This is a genomic window from Citrobacter sp. CFNIH10, from assembly GCF_002934585.1.
Lineage (GTDB): Bacteria > Pseudomonadota > Gammaproteobacteria > Enterobacterales > Enterobacteriaceae > Citrobacter_A > Citrobacter_A amalonaticus.
This window is the reverse complement of the sequence record NZ_CP026216.1, coordinates 4,708,894-4,725,209: the sequence shown is the minus strand read 5'-3', so window position 1 is coordinate 4,725,209 and position 16,316 is coordinate 4,708,894. Positions and strand designations below refer to the sequence as shown.

Below are 16,316 nucleotides of genomic sequence, written 5' to 3'. Positions count from 1 at the left end.
GAATATAATTAAATATTCATGGGAGTGTTGTGTGATCTTAGTGCGGATGCTATGCAGAATTTTGCGCACTGTGCAAAATTCTGCATAGCAGATTCTGGTTCTACAAGCCTGCCGTATCGATACCGTATTCCTGCAATTTATACATCAGGGCACGTCGACTGATGCCTAACATCAGGGCGGCGCGGGTGCGGTTTCCTTCATGCTGTTCAAGTACCTCGATAATGATCCGCTTCTCTTCGCGTTTAATCTCTTCTTTCAGATTGCGTTCACCGGGCTGTGTGGCCTTTATCTCGCTGCCACCACCCACCGGCTGGCGGAGCGGGGCAGGCAGATCTTCTGCAAAAATGACGGCGCCGGTATTCATCACCACCGCCCGCTCAATGACGTTTGAAAGTTCGCGGATGTTTCCGGGCCAGGGCCAGGTGGTAAGCATTGACATGGCCGCCGGATCGATCTCAATAATGTCGCGCTGATTTTCCGAACTGAATTTCTGCAGGAAGTGGTTAGCCAGCAGCGCAATGTCTTCCCGTCGTTCGCGCAGCGGGGGAAGTTGCAGATGAATCACATTCAGACGATAGAACAGGTCTTCACGGAAAGCGCCTTCTTTCACCATCGCATGGAGATCGCGGTTGGTGGCAGCGACGATGCGGATATCCACCTGAATCGTCTGGTGTCCGCCCACGCGTTCGAATTCCCGTTCCTGTAGAATGCGCAGTAATTTAGCCTGGAGCACCAGCGGCATTTCACCAATTTCATCGAGTAGCAGCGTTCCCTGATGAGCGCGTTCAAACAGTCCCTGACGCTGAGTTTGTGCGCCGGTGAAGGCCCCTTTTTCATGACCGAACAACTCGCTTTCCAGCAGCGACTCCGGTAACGCGGCGCAGTTGATTTTGATAAACGGACCGTTTGCCCGGCGCGAATTGTAGTGAATAGCGCGCGCAATCAACTCCTTGCCGGTACCGCTTTCACCACTGATCAGAACGTTGGCCTGCGACAGGGCAATTTTCGCCGTATCTTTGCAGATATCCATCATCCGCGGACTGTTGGTCAGGATATGTCCCCACTGCCAGCTGGTGCTCAGCGCCTGATGCAGGCTGCGGATCTCCTGTTTCATCGCCTGCAGTTGCAGGGCGCGTTGGATCAGTAAATTCAGTTCATCGAGATCGAAAGGTTTGATCACGTAATCAAACGCCCCGCTGCGTAACGCTTCGACGGCGGTTTCGACTTCGGCGTAAGCGGTCATCAGGATCACGGGGATACGCGGCTGCTGAGTGCGCATGACTTTCAGGGCGTCGATCCCGTTCATTTCCGGCATGCGGATATCCATCAGCACCACATCCGGTGGAGCGTCGGCAAAGCGCTGCAACGCTTCCTCCCCGTTGCTGGCACAGTGTGTTTCATGCCCCTGTAGCGAAAAGGCGGTGGTGAGCATGCGACGAACGTTATCTTCGTCATCCACAATGAGGATACGGTAGCGGGTTTTCATACTGACAAGTTTCCCTGTGGGTTAATCGGTAAAATAAGGGTAAACGTCGCGCCACATCCGGGCATGCTGGCGACGTGAATATCGCCCTGATGAGCATTGATAATGCGCTGGCTGAGCGCGAGTCCAAGCCCTGTTCCTGAGGCTTTGGTGGTGAAAAAGGGGTCAAAAATCTTTTTCTGTAGCGCGATATCGATCCCACCGCCGTTATCTTCAATCGCCACGGCTTGTTGCGTGGCTGAATATTGCCAGGTGCGAATGCGGATTTCACCGCGTGCGTTGATGGCCTGCACGGCATTAATCAAAAGATTGAGGATCACCTGTTTTAACAGCTCACGATCGGCAACGATGGCAGGCAGTCCCGTATCCTGTTCAAAGTTGAACGTGATCCGTGCCTGAACGCCGGAGGTTTGCACCAGAATCAGCGTCTCTTCGATCAGCGAATTGAGCAGCACTTGCTGCCACTGGCTTTGTCGCGGCCGGGAGAAATCCAGCAACTGCTGAATGACTTTGTTGATGGAATCAATTTCTTTTAGTACCACGGACAGATATTCCTGATGCACAGGCAGGCTGGTTTGTTGACGGATGATCTGCACATAACCCCGGATGGCGGTGAGCGGATTACGTACCTCATGCGCCACCCCGGCCATCAGTTCACCCAAAGTGGCAAGTCTCTCGGTTTGCGCCAGGCGACGCTGCGTTTCTTTGCGGGCGGTCAGGTCGGAAAAAATCACCAGCGCACCGATCAATTCACCATTGGGGTTATGAATACGGCTGGTGGTGACACTGAGTTCGATGGTGCGGTCGCGCGCCGGAAAGCTAACTTCCTGTGCCAGATGCTCCGTCCCGTGCGCCAGGGTATCGAGAACCGGGCTGGCAAAATGCGGGTCGGAGAAGAGGGTGGCATAGGGGCGACCGACCAGTTCATTGAGCGTATAGCCGGTAATCATTTCCGCCGCAGGGTTCATGGTGGTGACATCGCCCTGTCTGTCGATTGCGATCACCCCGTCGGCGGCGTTTTCAATGATCAGATCGTTAAGGGTTTTCGTTTCACGCAACGTTTGCGCCAACGCGTTAACGCTGCGGCTAATTTGCCCCAGTTCGCCAGGCAGATTGGGAAGTTGCGCTGGCGTTTTTTGCGCCAGCGTCGACAGACCGTCCGTGATGATGTCGATATTGGCGCCAAGGCGTCGGGAAAACAGCACGATCAAGAGCAGACTACAGAGCAGACCTGCCGCCAGCACCGCAATGATGCGCACGTCCATCCTCCACGCCTGACGCTGGATATCTTCCGTCAACTCATTCGCCCAGATGTAGCCCAGCACGTCGCCATCCCGGGTGATGGGGATCATGGAGTTAAGAATATCGCCGCGCACCTGGCGACCGGAAAAGACGACCGGGGCATTGCTGCGCATCACTTCGCGTCCGGGGTGATCGGCGGCAATCGTCACGCCAACGTTATTTTGGTACAGCGCGGAAGGGGCGTAGGTCACAATCGCATCCAGCGCTTTGTTATAGTAGCCCGCGCCGACGCCCGGAAATGCCTGAGTGATCCGCTCAGTGATGGGGCCGAGTTCGGTATTCAGCGCCTGAATACGTTCGTCCCGCGGCAGCGCCGTAAAATGGGTAAAGCGATCGCCCAGCGCCTGATCGAGCAGGTGTACAACGGCAGATAATTTTTTCTCTTTTTCAGATAAGACTGCTGACCGTCCTTCGGTTTCTACGATATAACCAATCGACAGCGTCGGCACGATGACCATCAGAAGCGCCATCAGGATCATCTGATTGCGTAAGCGTCGCGGGTATAACCCTCTCAAAAAGCGCATGCTGGCATCCCTGTGACCCATTTTCTGACAAACGCTAATTATCGGGGGTTGCGGCAACTGTTTCTCAGCGGTGTATCATATTCCCGCAAACGCAGGCGCGGGCATTGCGACGACGCGCATTTACCGCTACCTTAACCACACTCCATTTATCGCCTGAGGCGGAGCTTCGCCCTTTTGAAATACCTTGCATCCTTTCGCACGACCCTGAAAATCTCGCGCTATCTGTTCAGAGCGTTGGCACTGTTGATTTGGCTGCTGATTGCCTTTGCTTCGGTGTTCTACATTGTGAACGCCTTGCATCAGCGGGAGTCAGAGATCCGCCAGGAGTTTAATCTCAGTTCCGATCAGGCCCAGCGCTACATTCAGCGCACGTCGGATGTGATGAAAGAGCTCAAGTACATCGCGGAGAATCGCCTGACGGCGGAGAACGGCGTGTTGTCTTCGCGGTCGCGTGACGATAAAACCGAGGTGCCGACCTTTCAGCCGCTGTTTGCCGATTCCGACTGCGCGGCAATGGGCAACGCCTGGCGCGGATCGCTGGAGTCGCTGGCGTGGTTCATGCGCTACTGGCGTGACAACTTTTCCGCTGCGTACGATCTGAATCGTGTATTTCTCATTGGCAGCGATAATCTCTGCATGGCGAATTTCGGCCTGCGCGATATGCCCGTCGAGCGCGATAACGCGCTGAAAACGCTGCACGAGCGGATTATGAAGTACCGCAACGCGCCGCAGGATGAATCCGGAAACAACCTCTACTGGGTGGCGCAGGGACCACGTCCAGGGATTGGCTATTTCTACGCGCTGACGCCGGTTTATCTGGCAAACCGCCTGCAGGCGCTGTTGGGCATTGAACAATCCATTCGAATGGAAAACTTCTTTACGCCGGGCAGTCTGCCGATGGGCGTGACCATTCTGGATGAAAATGGGCATGCGTTGATTTCGCTGACCGGGCCGGAAAGTACCATCAAGGCGGAACCTCGCTGGATGCAGGAACGCTCCTGGTTTGGCTATACGCCGGGCTTTCGTGAGCTGGTGCTGAAGAAAAATCTGCCGCCGTCTTCGTTAAGCATTGTCTATTCCGTTCCGGTCGATCTGGTGCTGGAACGGATCCGGATGCTGATTCTGAATGCCATTCTGCTGAATGTGCTGGTAGGTGCGGCACTGTTTACCCTCGCGCGGATGTACGAACGACGGATCTTTATTCCGGCGGAAAGCGACGCCCAACGGCTGGAAGAGCATGAGCAGTTTAACCGTAAGATTGTCGCGTCCGCGCCGGTCGGGATCTGTATTCTGCGCACCGTTGACGGTATTAACATCCTCAGTAACGAGCTGGCCCATACCTACCTGAACATGCTCACCCATGAGGATCGACAGCGGCTGACGCAAATCATCTGTGGACAGCAGGTGAACTTTGTCGATGTGCTGACCAGCAATAACACCAATTTGCAGATTAGCTTCGTCCATTCCCGCTATCGCAATGAAAACGTGGCGATTTGCGTGCTGGTGGATGTTTCCGCCCGCGTCAAAATGGAGGAGTCGTTACAGGAGATGGCGCAGGCGGCTGAACAGGCGAGTCAGTCGAAATCGATGTTCCTGGCGACCGTCAGCCACGAGCTGCGCACGCCGCTGTATGGCATTATCGGTAACCTTGATCTGCTGCAAACCAAAGAATTGCCAAAAGGTGTCGATCGCCTGGTGACGGCGATGAATAACTCTTCCAGTCTGCTGCTGAAAATCATCAGTGACATTCTCGACTTCTCGAAAATCGAATCGGAGCAGTTGAAAATTGAGCCGCGTGAATTCTCGCCACGTGAGGTGATGAGCCACATTACCGCGAACTATCTGCCGCTGGTGGTGCGCAAGCAGCTCGGGCTGTACTGCTTTATCGAACCGAATGTGCCGGTTGCGCTTAATGGCGATCCGATGCGCCTGCAACAGGTGATTTCTAATCTGTTGAGCAACGCGATTAAATTCACCGACATCGGCTGCATTGTGCTGCATGTCAGCCGCGACGATGATTATCTCAGCATTCGGGTGCGGGATACCGGCGTCGGGATCCCGGCGAAAGAAGTGGTGCGCTTGTTCGATCCGTTCTTCCAGGTCGGTACGGGTGTGCAGCGCAATTTCCAGGGAACGGGGCTGGGACTGGCGATTTGCGAAAAGCTGATCAGCATGATGGATGGTGACATTTCGGTTGATTCTGAACCAGGGATGGGGAGCCAGTTTACAGTGCGTATTCCGCTGTATGGCGCGCAGTATCCGGCGAAAAAAGGGCTTGATGGACTTGCCAGAACACGTTGCTGGTTGGCGGTGCGTAATGCGTCTTTGTGCCAGTTTGTCGAAAACAGCCTGACGCGTAACGGTGTTGAGGTGATGCGTTATGAAGGGCAGACACCGGCGAGTGATGACATGTTGATCACCGACGATGCCCTGGAACAGCCGTGGCAGGGGCGGGCAGCGGTGATTTTCTGTCGGCGCCACATTGGTATTCCACTGGAAAGGGGGCCGGGTGAATGGGTGCACAGCGTGGCGTCGCCGCATGAACTGCCGGCGCTGCTGGCCCGGATCTACCGTATTGAGCTGGACGATGAGGAGCTCTCTTCCGCGTTACCGGCTCCGGAAAAAGCGGCGGCCACCAATGATGACATGATGATCCTGGTGGTTGACGATCATCCGATTAACCGCCGTCTGCTGGCCGATCAGCTGGGATCGCTCGGGTATCAGTGCAAAACCGCCAATGACGGCGTGGATGCCCTGAACGTGCTGAGCAAAAACCATATCGATATCGTGCTGAGCGACGTAAACATGCCGAATATGGATGGCTATCGACTGACACAGCGCATACGTCAGTTAGGGCTGACTTTACCGGTAGTTGGGGTGACGGCCAACGCTTTGGCCGAAGAGAAGCAGCGCTGTCTGGAGTCGGGGATGGACAGTTGTCTGTCGAAGCCGGTCACGCTGGACGTTATCAGGCAGACGCTGGCGGTGTATGCGGAGCGGGTCAGGAAAACGCGAGCATAAAAAAGCCCGGTAAGCGCTGAAACTTACCGGGCTTTTTTACGTCTGCAAGAATCAGTCTTTGTCTGCCGGACTCAGGGTCACGGAAGAGAGATAGTTCAGCAGTGCGATATCGTTTTCAACGCCCAGTTTCATCATTGCTGATTTCTTCTGGCTGCTGATGGTTTTGATACTGCGGTTCAGCTTCTTGGCGATTTCAGTCACCAGGAAACCTTCGGCAAACAGACGCAGAACTTCACTCTCTTTCGGAGAGAGACGTTTGTCACCGTAGCCGCCCGCGCTGATTTTTTCCAGCAGGCGAGAGACGCTTTCCGGGGTGAACTTTTTGCCTTTCTGCAGCGCAGCCAGCGCTTTCGGCAGGTCTGTTGGCGCGCCCTGTTTCAGGACAATCCCTTCGATATCGAGATCAAGCACCGCGCTCAGGATTGCCGGGTTATTGTTCATGGTCAGAACAATGATCGACAGGCTTGGGAAATGACGCTTGATGTATTTGATCAGGGTGATCCCATCGCCGTACTTGTCGCCCGGCATAGAGAGATCGGTAATCAACACGTGTGCATCTAATTTTGGCAGGTTGTTGATCAGTGCTGTGGAGTCTTCAAATTCGCCAACAACATTCACCCACTCGATTTGCTCAAGTGATTTGCGAATACCGAACAGTACAATCGGATGGTCATCGGCAATAATTACGTTCATATTGTTCATGTAAAGGCTACCTTGCTACAGCAAGCTCTTGACGTAGGTGTCAATGTCGCTGATGTATTTTTCTATTCCTGGAGCATCTTTCTCACGAATCAGATGTTCCAGCGTTTCACATAACTGCTTGCCGGGTACCAGATTTAGCATGGCAAACACGCCTTTCAGGCGGTGAGCCGTTTGGGCTAGCGCAGCAAAATCGCTGATTGCAGCCTCAGTATACAACCTCTTAACATCATCCGGTACTGTGTCTACAAATAGTGCGTAATAACCGCTGGCATGAAGTTCGGCGTTTTCATCACCTCCCAGAGGGGATTCCGGGATCGCTTCTTGTGCCAGTTGCTCTTCAATTAGTTGTAGTACAGCTTCCTGCATAGCGTTGCTCATATTAAAGTTGACGCGAAGCTGGCCTGGGCCAATTTTCCGCACGCCTGACTCATCATCGCTTAAAAGCAAGCCGGAGGCAGTAAGATTAGACGGATTATCAGTTAAAAAGAGATCATATTCTTGACTTATGAGTCTCTCATCCGGGGTGATGCAGGTCGCTCCCCAGTTTTCCAACTGGCGAAGCACGATATTGCGCACCTCGTTAGAGGTCACGTCGATCATCACGCTGACATCATCCAGCAGACGCTCTTCGTCTTCTTTATGCTGGTCGAGCGGCGTCATTTTAACATGGACTGTATAGCGTGTACCCAGCGCATCTCGCGCTTTTATGCTCAAATGTCCGCCAAGTTTACGTGCCAGCTGATCGCATAACCAAAAGGCCAGCGGATTGGCTTTACCGTAACGGTCTTTCTGCGTCTCACTGATGAACGGGAAATGCAGGTTGTCAATTTCGCTTAACGTCACGCCTTCGCCGGTATCCAGAATGCGGAACGTCAGGCGCTCGGCCACCGATTCGTCCTGATCAACCTCGAGCGTGATTTTGCCAATCTGGGTAGTTGTTACCGCGTACTGCATCAACAGCAGTAAGATCCGTCGCAGTGCATCGCGATCGCCATGTCGTTCGTCGTTTGCCTTCAGATGGTTGTTGATGAGCAGTTGCAGGCCTTTACGCTTCATCGCGGGCAGCACTTGCGGGACGACTTCGTCAATTAACGCCTGAACCGAGAAGAGGGTAGGCTCACTCTTCCAGGCGTCGTTTTCCAGCATGTTCGCCAGTTGAATTTCATCGATCATGCGGACCAGTACATCGGAATGATTCGCCAGTTGCTGTGCATCAGACGTTTGCAACTGGGCAACTTCCGCTGCCAGCGTTTTGACCGGCTCTTTCAACGTCTCGCTGATGTTTTGCATAAAGGCGACGCGGCCCTGCTGATTTTTTTCATATAACCGCTGAGCCTGTTTGAGCTTTTTGTTCACCAGCACTTCACGATCCTGGTCGCGGATAATAAAGATCTGGGTGCGTGGAGCGACCTGGCTGCGGAACAGGCGTATCTCATACAGCTCGTTATTGACGGTCGCCTGGATCACGCCCTGATGCTGTTCCGCCATGCTGGTGATGTTTTGCAGATTCAGATGCGGCAACAGATGGTCGGCAATTTTGTTACTCATCACTGTGCGGTTCGCTTCTTGATCATGCACCAGCAGACCCAGCGGCAGTAGGGAGACAATCTCTTCGTTAATCGCGCGCAGAATCCGTAGCTCATTATTAGCAGCGGTATTGGGCGCGACTTCCGTTGTGCGTCCTGGCTGGTTGCGGAAGGTGGTATAGCCGAACAGGGCGAGCGCCAGCAGCCCGATATTCAGCAATAGCGGTAACAGGATGTTTTGCAGCGTATCGAGCAGTAGGGTGCCAAACGGCACCTGCCAGACCAGGCGCATTCCCGTCGAGTTCAGCGCCGACGAGATTTCAATTTTCGAACTGTTAAAGCTGATGCTTACGCTGTCGGGCGATTCTTTATCTGCATTGCGTGCGCTGGCTGGAGTCGTGTCAGGCTCAAGGCGGAAGCTGTCCAGTGGCATGCCGGGAGGAATTAAGTCGTTGATGGGCAGGTCAAACGCGACAACGGTCGCCAGGTGTCCCGGCTGATTAAACGTGGTTCGCAGCGTAAAATAGTGGCCGTTTTGCCATGCCAGCCGACGCAGCGATGAGAAACTTTCCCGTTCGTCAAGCGCATTGGCCTGCTGGAGCATTTCTGCCCGACGGGAATCGACAATGCTGCCGATGGTCGACTCTTTAAATCCCGAAGAGAGATCTTTTAACGGCAGCGTCGAGATGAGCGTCAGGCTGTTATCCTGCCCGTTGAGATAATACATGGACCACGGCACCGTCTCAGCGCCCCACAGTGTGTCGAGGTAGGACGAGATGCGCTGCGTCATTTCCAGCGTTGAGCTGTCATGCGAGCCAAAGATCAGCGCTTCGGTTTTTCGCCGTGGTTTTTCAAGATAGTAAACGTCCTGTTTCAGGCGAGTTTCCTGCAATCCTTCGCTGCTCGACGGATTCGTCGTCGCGGCGATGTTGTCATAGATTTGCCAGGTCGCGTAACGCCAGGTATCGATACGCTTATGAATTGCATGGGTGATATCGACGATTTGATAACTTTTATCTTTCAACCAGGCGTTAACCGCGCTTTGCACCATCACGCCCATCGTCACCAGCAACACAATGATCAGCAATAAAAAGAAACGGGTAATGCTTCCCGGCAGGAGGGAAAATCGGGACGTAGCCGTTGTATCAGACTGACTCATTCGTGGTTATGACCTGTAAAACAACGCAGAAGGTGAAAGGGCAGTATAAAGGGTACGGTGTGAATTTCCACACTCTCTACTCATTGATGTTCTGCATTTTTTGCCAAAAAGAATTCATCAGTTAAATGGCGTAAAAGTGTACAGGCCCACCAGAGGCGTACACATATTCCCCGTCAAGTGTGAAGAAATAGCACGAAATAACAAGAAATCGGTTTCTGATATCAGTCAGTGACTGAATGAAGGTAAATAGTTAATAGTTGTTATTATTTTTATGCGGTAGCACATAAAGAGAAAATAAGTGTAAAGAAGGGTAAAAAAAAACCGGACGCATCGCATCCGGTTGAAATAGGGGTAAACAGACATTCAGAAATGAATGACGGTAATAAATAAAGTTAATGATGATAGCGAGAGATATTTTAGAGATGCATGACGATTTTGTTTTGTCATTCAGTGCTATCAAACTTATTTGTGTAATTAATTGTTTTATATGTATTTTATATATTTCTTGAGTGATCGTGCTTATTTTTTGTCTTTTTGAAGCAAAAAAAAAGTTCCTTGGAATTTACATTTTGAAACATCTATGTGGATAAATGAAACATCTTAAAAGTTTTAGTATCATATTCGTGTTGGATTATTCTGCAATTTTGAGGAGAATGAACTTGCCGACTGGTTAATGAGGGTTAATCAGTATGCAGTGGCATAAAAAAGCAAATAAAGGCATATAACAGAGGGTTAATAACATGAAAGTTAAAGTACTGTCCCTCCTGGTACCAGCACTGCTGGTAGCAGGCGCAGCAAATGCGGCTGAAATTTACAACAAAGACGGCAACAAATTAGACCTGTTCGGTAAAGTCGACGGTCTGCATTATTTCTCCGATGATAAAAACGCTGATGGCGATCAGACCTACATGCGTATCGGCTTCAAAGGCGAAACCCAGGTTAACGATCAGATCACCGGTTACGGCCAGTGGGAGTATCAGATCCAGGGTAACGCGCCTGAATCCGAAAACAACTCCTGAACTCGTGTTGCCTTCGCCGGTCTGAAATTCGGCGATGCGGGTTCTTTCGACTACGGTCGTAACTACGGCGTTGTGTATGACGTCACGTCCTGGACCGACGTCCTGCCAGAATTCGGTGGGGATACCTACGGTTCTGATAACTTCATGCAGCAGCGTGGTAACGGCTTCGCGACTTACCGTAACGCTGATTTCTTCGGTCTGGTTGATGGCCTGAACTTTGCCCTGCAGTATCAGGGTAAAAACGGTAGCCCATCTGATGAAGATGCTGATGGCATCGCTTACACCGGCGTGACTAACAACGGTCGTGAAGCGCTGCGTCAGAACGGTGACGGCGTTGGCGGTTCTGTAACCTATGACATCGGCGAAGGCTTCGGTCTGGGTGCGGCAGTGAGCAGCTCCAAACGTACTGATGAGCAGAACAGAGCGATCTACCTGGGTAACGGCGATCGCGCTGAAACCTACACCGGTGGCCTAAAATACGACGCTAACAACCTGTACCTGGCGGCGCAGTACACTCAGACCTATAACGCAACGCGTGTAGGCGGCGAAGGTTGGGCAAACAAAGCGCAGAACTTCGAAGTGGTTGCTCAGTACCAGTTCGACTTCGGTCTGCGTCCGTCCGTTGCTTACCTGCAGTCCAAAGGTAAAAACCTGGGGACTCTCAACGGTCGTAACTACGACGATGAAGATCTGCTGAAATATGTTGATGTGGGCGCAACCTACTACTTCAACAAAAACATGTCCACCTACGTTGATTACAAAATCAACTTGCTGGATGACAACAACTTCACTCGTGATGCCGGTATCAGCACCGACGACGTTGTTGCACTGGGCCTGGTTTACCAGTTCTAAGTTTGCTTAATGTCGATAAAAGGCCCTGCGGGGCCTTTTTTTGTGCGGTTTTTCGGCGTACAACCGCCGGTTTTTGGTGTACTCTTGCGCCTCTTTTGCAGGAGGACAATCACGTATGGAAATGAACGTTGCTCGTGCGGCCTTACTGGCTGTGACTCTCTTTTTTACCGGGTGCGATAACGCACCGGACGCGGCGCAAACGCCTGCCGCGGCTCCGGTCGTGCTGGAAGGGAAAACAATGGGCACCTTCTGGCGTGTGAGCGTGGTCGGAGTCGATGCCAAATCAGCAGCGGCGCTACAAACGAAAATTCAGACGCAACTGGATGCCGACGACCAACTGCTCTCCACTTATAAAAATGATTCGGCGCTAATGCGCTTCAACCAGTCGAAAAGTCTTTCTCCCTGGCCCGTCAACGAGGCAATGGCGGACATTGTTACCTCAGCGCTGCGTATTGGGCAAAAAACCCAGGGGGCGATGGACATCACCGTTGGGCCGTTGGTGAACTTGTGGGGGTTTGGTCCCGACAAGCAACCGGTCCAGATCCCGACGCAGGCGCAAATTGATGCGGCAAAAGCCAACAGCGGGTTGCAGCACCTGTCGGTGATCAACCAGGCGAAACAGCAGTACCTGCAAAAAGATCTGCCAGATTTGTTTGTCGATCTCTCCACTGTCGGTGAAGGCTATGCCGCCGATCACCTGGCACAGTTGATGGAGCGCGAAGGTATCGCACGCTATCTGGTCTCTGTCGGGGGGGCGCTGAACAGTCGCGGGATGAACGCTGAAGGGCATCCGTGGCGGGTGGCGATCCAGAAGCCTACCGACCGTGAAAACGCGGTTCAGGCGGTGGTGGATATTAACGGGCACGGTATTAGTACCTCCGGCAGCTATCGCAACTATTATGAGCTGAACGGAAAACGCCTCACTCATGTTATCGATCCGCAGACGGGACGCCCCATTGAGCATAATCTGGTGTCAGTGACGGTGATAGCGCCAACGGCGCTGGAAGCGGATGGCTGGGATACCGGACTGATGGTGCTCGGCACGGAGAAAGCCAAAGAGGTCGTACGCCGGGAAGGGCTGGCGGTGTACATGATTATCAAAGAGGGGGAGGGATTCAAAACCTGGATGTCTCCGCAGTTTGAAAGTTTTCTCATTCGTGAACAAAATTAAAAAGCAAGATTGCGGGTTTTCGTGTGATGGGTTTCGGACACACTGCCGCTAAGCAGGCACTATGCTTAACGAAGGAGTCCAGTATGAAAAATTCTCTACGCGTAAATGACGACCAGCGCTGGCAATCGGTGCTGGAACGTGATTCTGAGGCTGACGGACAGTTTGTCTTTGCGGTGCAGACGACCGGCATCTTTTGCCGACCTTCCTGCACGGCAAAACATGCGCTGCGTAAAAATGTCCGCTTCTTTCCTGACGCGCAGGCCGCGTTGCTGGCCGGGTTTCGCCCGTGTAAACGCTGTCAGCCGGATAAAGCCAACGCCCGGCAGCATCGACTGGATAAAATTACGCTTGCCTGTCAGCTTCTGGAGCAGGAGAGCCCCATCACGCTCGATGCGCTGGCTGAACAGGTGGCGATGAGTCCGTACCATCTGCATCGCGTGTTCAAAGCCACGACCGGGATGACGCCAAAAGCGTGGCAGCAGGCGTATCGCGCCCGCCGACTGCGCGATGCCCTGAGCCACGGCGAAAGCGTGACGCAGGCGATTCTGAATGCCGGATTCCCGGACAGCAGCAGCTACTATCGTAATGCTGATGCAACGCTTGGGATGACGGCGAAGCAGTTCCGTCGCGGCGGTGACAAGCTGGCGGTGCGCTATGCGCTGGCGGATTGCTCACTCGGACGCTGTCTGGTGGCGGAAAGCGAGCGGGGGATTTGCGCCATTTTGTTAGGAGATGACGATGCGGCGCTGATGGCTGAACTGCGGACATTGTTCCCGGCCGCTCAGGCTCAACCCGCCGATCCCGCTTTCCAGCAGCGTATTCACCGCGTTATCGCCAGTATTGACGGGCGTGATGCCGCGCTGTCGTTGCCGCTGGATATTCAGGGTACCGCGTTTCAACAACAGGTCTGGCAGGCGCTGCGGGCGATCCCTTACGGTGAGACCGTCAGCTACCAGCAACTGGCAAAAGCCATCGGTAAGCCGAACGCGGTTCGTGCCGTCGCCAGCGCCTGTGGCGCGAATAAACTGGCGATCGTGATCCCCTGTCATCGCGTTGTGCGAGGAGACGGATCGCTTTCCGGCTATCGCTGGGGCGTGTCGCGTAAGGCACAAATCCTGCGACGTGAGTCTCCTGATGAGGGGGCATAATGCTTGATTTGTTTGCCGATTCGCAGCCCTGGCAGGAACCGCTGGCACCTGGTGCCGTCATTTTGCGCCGCTTTGCCTTCAACACAGCGTTGCAACTGGTGCAGGAGATTGAGGCGGTCGCCCGTCGGTCGCCGTTTCGCCAGATGATCACCCCCGGCGGTTACACCATGTCGGTGGCGATGACTAACTGTGGACGGCTGGGCTGGACGACCGACCGTCACGGCTACCTCTATTCGCCAATCGATCCGCTGACGGGGCACGCCTGGCCGGATTTTCCGCCGTCCTTCCTGCGGTTGTGTCAGCAGGCGGCAACGGCGGCAGGCTATACGGATTATCAGCCGGACGCCTGCCTGATCAACCGCTATGCGCCTGGCGCAAAGCTTTCGCTGCACCAGGATAAAGACGAGCCGGATCTGCGGGCGCCTATTGTTTCTGTCTCGCTGGGATTACCGGCTGTCTTTCAGTTTGGCGGCCTGAAACGTAGCGATCCGCTGACGCGCGTTCTACTGGAACATGGCGATGTAGTGGTCTGGGGCGGCGAATCGCGCTTGTTTTACCACGGAATTCAGCCGCTGAAGGCTGGGTTCCATCCGGCGACCGCCGACTGTCGTTACAATCTGACTTTTCGCCAGGCGGGTAAAAAAGAATAAAAATAAGAATTATTATTGCTGAACGCGTTGAGATGTTTAAACTGCGGGCTGTTATTCCTTGTCCGGGTTGTATGAATGGAACTACTTCTTCTTGTCTGGCGGCAGTATCGCTGGCCATTTATTTGCGTGATGGCGCTCAGCCTCGTCAGCGCGGCGCTGGGGATTGGCCTTATCGCTTTTATCAATCAGCGTCTTATTGAGACTGCGGATCCCTCTCTGCTGGTTTTACCGGAATTTCTCGGACTACTGTTACTGCTGATGGCGGTGACGCTGGGTTCACAACTGGCGCTCACCACGCTGGGACACCACTTTGTCTTCCGTCTGCGCAGTGAATTCATCAAGCGTATTCTCGATACGCACGTGGAACGTATTGAACAACTGGGCAGTGCCTCTCTGCTGGCCGGGTTGACCAGCGACGTGCGCAATATCACCATCGCTTTTGTTCGTCTGCCTGAACTGGTGCAGGGGATTATTCTGACCGTCGGTTCGGCGGCGTATCTGGCGATGCTGTCGACCAAAATGCTGTTGGTCACCGCTATCTGGATGGTCATAACCATCTGGGGCGGGTTTATGCTGGTATCGCGGGTTTACCGGCACATGGCGACGCTGCGCGAAACCGAAGATAAGCTGTATAACGATTATCAGACGGTGCTGGAAGGACGCAAAGAGCTGACGCTCAACCGCGAGCGGGCGGAACATATCTTCAACAACCTCTATATTCCGGATGCCAAAGCGTATCGCCACCACATTATTCGCGCCGATACCTTCCACCTCAGCGCCGTAAACTGGTCGAACATTATGATGCTCGGCGCGATTGGCCTGGTGTTCTGGATGGCAAACAGTCTCGGCTGGGCGGATACCAACGTTGCGGCGACCTACTCGTTAACGCTTTTATTCCTGCGCACGCCGCTGCTGTCGGCGGTGGGGGCACTCCCTACGCTGCTTACGGCGCAGGTTGCTTTCAACAAGCTGAACACATTCGCGCTGGCACCGTTTAAAGCAGAATTTCCGCGCCCGCAGGCGTTCCCGGGATGGAAAACCCTCGAACTGCGTAACGTCATGTTCCACTATCAGGACAACGCGTTCTCCGTGGGGCCGGTGAATCTGACGATCAATCGCGGTGAGTTGCTGTTCTTAATCGGCGGTAACGGCAGCGGCAAATCGACGCTGGCGATGCTGCTGACGGGGCTGTACCAGCCGCAGTCCGGGGAGATCCTGCTGGACGGTAAGCCTGTCAGCGCCGAAAAGCCGGAAGATTATCGCAAGCTCTTTTCCGCGGTGTTTACCGACGTCTGGCTGTTTGACCAGCTACTGGGACCAGAAGGCAATCCGGCCGATCCTGCTCTGGTTGAGAAGTGGCTGGGGCACCTGAAAATGGCGCACAAACTGGAACTGAGCGATGGCCGGATCCTGAATCTGAAACTGTCGAAGGGGCAGAAAAAGCGCGTGGCGCTGCTGCTGGCACTGGCGGAAGATCGCGACATTATCCTGCTCGATGAGTGGGCGGCCGATCAGGATCCGCACTTCCGCCGCGAGTTTTACCAGGTGTTGTTGCCGCTGATGCAGGAGATGGGGAAAACCATTTTCGCCATTAGTCACGACGATCACTATTTTATTCACGCCGATCGTTTGCTGGAAATGCGTAACGGACAACTGATTGAGCTGGTGGGCGATGAGCGTGATGCTGCGTCACGCGATGCCGTCGCGCGCACGGCCTGATTCATCTGACCGTGGTCCCGATGGCGCAAGGCGTTTCGGG

Annotated in this window: 9 protein-coding genes and 1 pseudogene; 6 read left to right on the top strand and 4 right to left on the bottom strand. The window is 53.7% G+C overall.

The genetic code is table 11. From position 1 onward, the window contains the following. Positions 1-100: 100 nt before the first annotated feature. Both atoC and atoS read right to left on the bottom strand, forming a co-directional pair. Positions 101-1,486, bottom strand: a complete 1,386-nt coding sequence (gene atoC, locus C2U53_RS27115) for an acetoacetate metabolism transcriptional regulator AtoC (protein ID WP_044258579.1) — start codon at positions 1,484-1,486, stop codon at positions 101-103. Beyond that, positions 1,483-3,309 carry a two-component system sensor histidine kinase AtoS gene (gene atoS / locus C2U53_RS27110; protein WP_054175989.1) on the bottom strand — a complete coding sequence of 609 codons (1,827 nt, stop codon included), beginning with the start codon at positions 3,307-3,309 and terminating at the stop codon, positions 1,483-1,485. Before atoS ends, atoC begins: the two co-directional genes overlap by 4 nt. A 174-nt stretch (positions 3,310-3,483) precedes the next feature. Here atoS and rcsC point away from each other — a divergent pair, with 174 nt between their 5' ends. Beyond that, positions 3,484-6,330 (top strand): two-component system sensor histidine kinase RcsC, encoded by a 2,847-nt coding sequence (gene rcsC, locus C2U53_RS27105; protein WP_104446735.1) that lies wholly within the window; start codon positions 3,484-3,486, stop codon positions 6,328-6,330. A 51-nt stretch (positions 6,331-6,381) separates the two neighbouring features. Here the strand turns inward: rcsC and rcsB are convergent, their stop codons facing one another. Beyond that, entirely contained in the window at positions 6,382-7,032 is a 651-nt protein-coding gene (rcsB, locus tag C2U53_RS27100; RefSeq protein ID WP_001061917.1) for a response regulator transcription factor RcsB, read from the bottom strand. A 15-nt stretch (positions 7,033-7,047) separates the two neighbouring features. Continuing rightward, a complete protein-coding gene (rcsD, locus tag C2U53_RS27095; protein ID WP_104446734.1) occupies positions 7,048-9,717 on the bottom strand; it encodes a phosphotransferase RcsD in 2,670 nt (889 codons plus the stop codon). 740 nt (positions 9,718-10,457) lie between these two features. On the opposite strand from rcsD, the pseudogene C2U53_RS27090 reads away from it, so the two are divergent. From C2U53_RS27090 to C2U53_RS27070, 5 genes and pseudogenes are all read left to right on the top strand, one after another. Then, a pseudogene (locus C2U53_RS27090) lies at positions 10,458-11,588 on the top strand (porin OmpC). 115 nt (positions 11,589-11,703) lie between these two features. Next, a complete protein-coding gene (gene apbE / locus C2U53_RS27085; protein WP_043000070.1) occupies positions 11,704-12,759 on the top strand; it encodes an FAD:protein FMN transferase ApbE in 1,056 nt (351 codons plus the stop codon). Positions 12,760-12,842: 83 nt separating this feature from the next. Continuing rightward, positions 12,843-13,907: a bifunctional DNA-binding transcriptional regulator/O6-methylguanine-DNA methyltransferase Ada gene (gene ada / locus C2U53_RS27080; protein WP_044328459.1), complete on the top strand. Its 1,065-nt coding sequence runs from the start codon at positions 12,843-12,845 to the stop codon at positions 13,905-13,907. Next, positions 13,907-14,557, top strand: coding sequence for a DNA oxidative demethylase AlkB (alkB, locus tag C2U53_RS27075; RefSeq protein ID WP_058586850.1), 651 nt, complete (start codon positions 13,907-13,909; stop codon positions 14,555-14,557). Before ada ends, alkB begins: the two co-directional genes overlap by 1 nt. A gap of 75 nt (positions 14,558-14,632) precedes the next feature. After that, the gene (locus tag C2U53_RS27070; RefSeq protein ID WP_043000073.1) at positions 14,633-16,276 is read left to right on the top strand and encodes a multidrug ABC transporter permease/ATP-binding protein; all 1,644 of its coding nucleotides are present in this window, start codon (positions 14,633-14,635) and stop codon (positions 16,274-16,276) included. Positions 16,277-16,316 lie beyond the last annotated feature (40 nt).

Coding starts and splice junctions, on each gene's coding strand:
- atoS (WP_054175989.1), bottom strand. CDS start 3,309: ATGCGCTTTTTGAGAGGGTTATACCCGCGACGCTTACGCAATCAGATG.
- atoC (WP_044258579.1), bottom strand. CDS start 1,486: ATGAAAACCCGCTACCGTATCCTCATTGTGGATGACGAAGATAACGTT.
- rcsB (WP_001061917.1), bottom strand. CDS start 7,032: ATGAACAATATGAACGTAATTATTGCCGATGACCATCCGATTGTACTG.
- apbE (WP_043000070.1), top strand. CDS start 11,704: ATGGAAATGAACGTTGCTCGTGCGGCCTTACTGGCTGTGACTCTCTTT.
- alkB (WP_058586850.1), top strand. CDS start 13,907: ATGCTTGATTTGTTTGCCGATTCGCAGCCCTGGCAGGAACCGCTGGCA.
- rcsD (WP_104446734.1), bottom strand. CDS start 9,717: ATGAGTCAGTCTGATACAACGGCTACGTCCCGATTTTCCCTCCTGCCG.
- C2U53_RS27070 (WP_043000073.1), top strand. CDS start 14,633: ATGGAACTACTTCTTCTTGTCTGGCGGCAGTATCGCTGGCCATTTATT.
- ada (WP_044328459.1), top strand. CDS start 12,843: ATGAAAAATTCTCTACGCGTAAATGACGACCAGCGCTGGCAATCGGTG.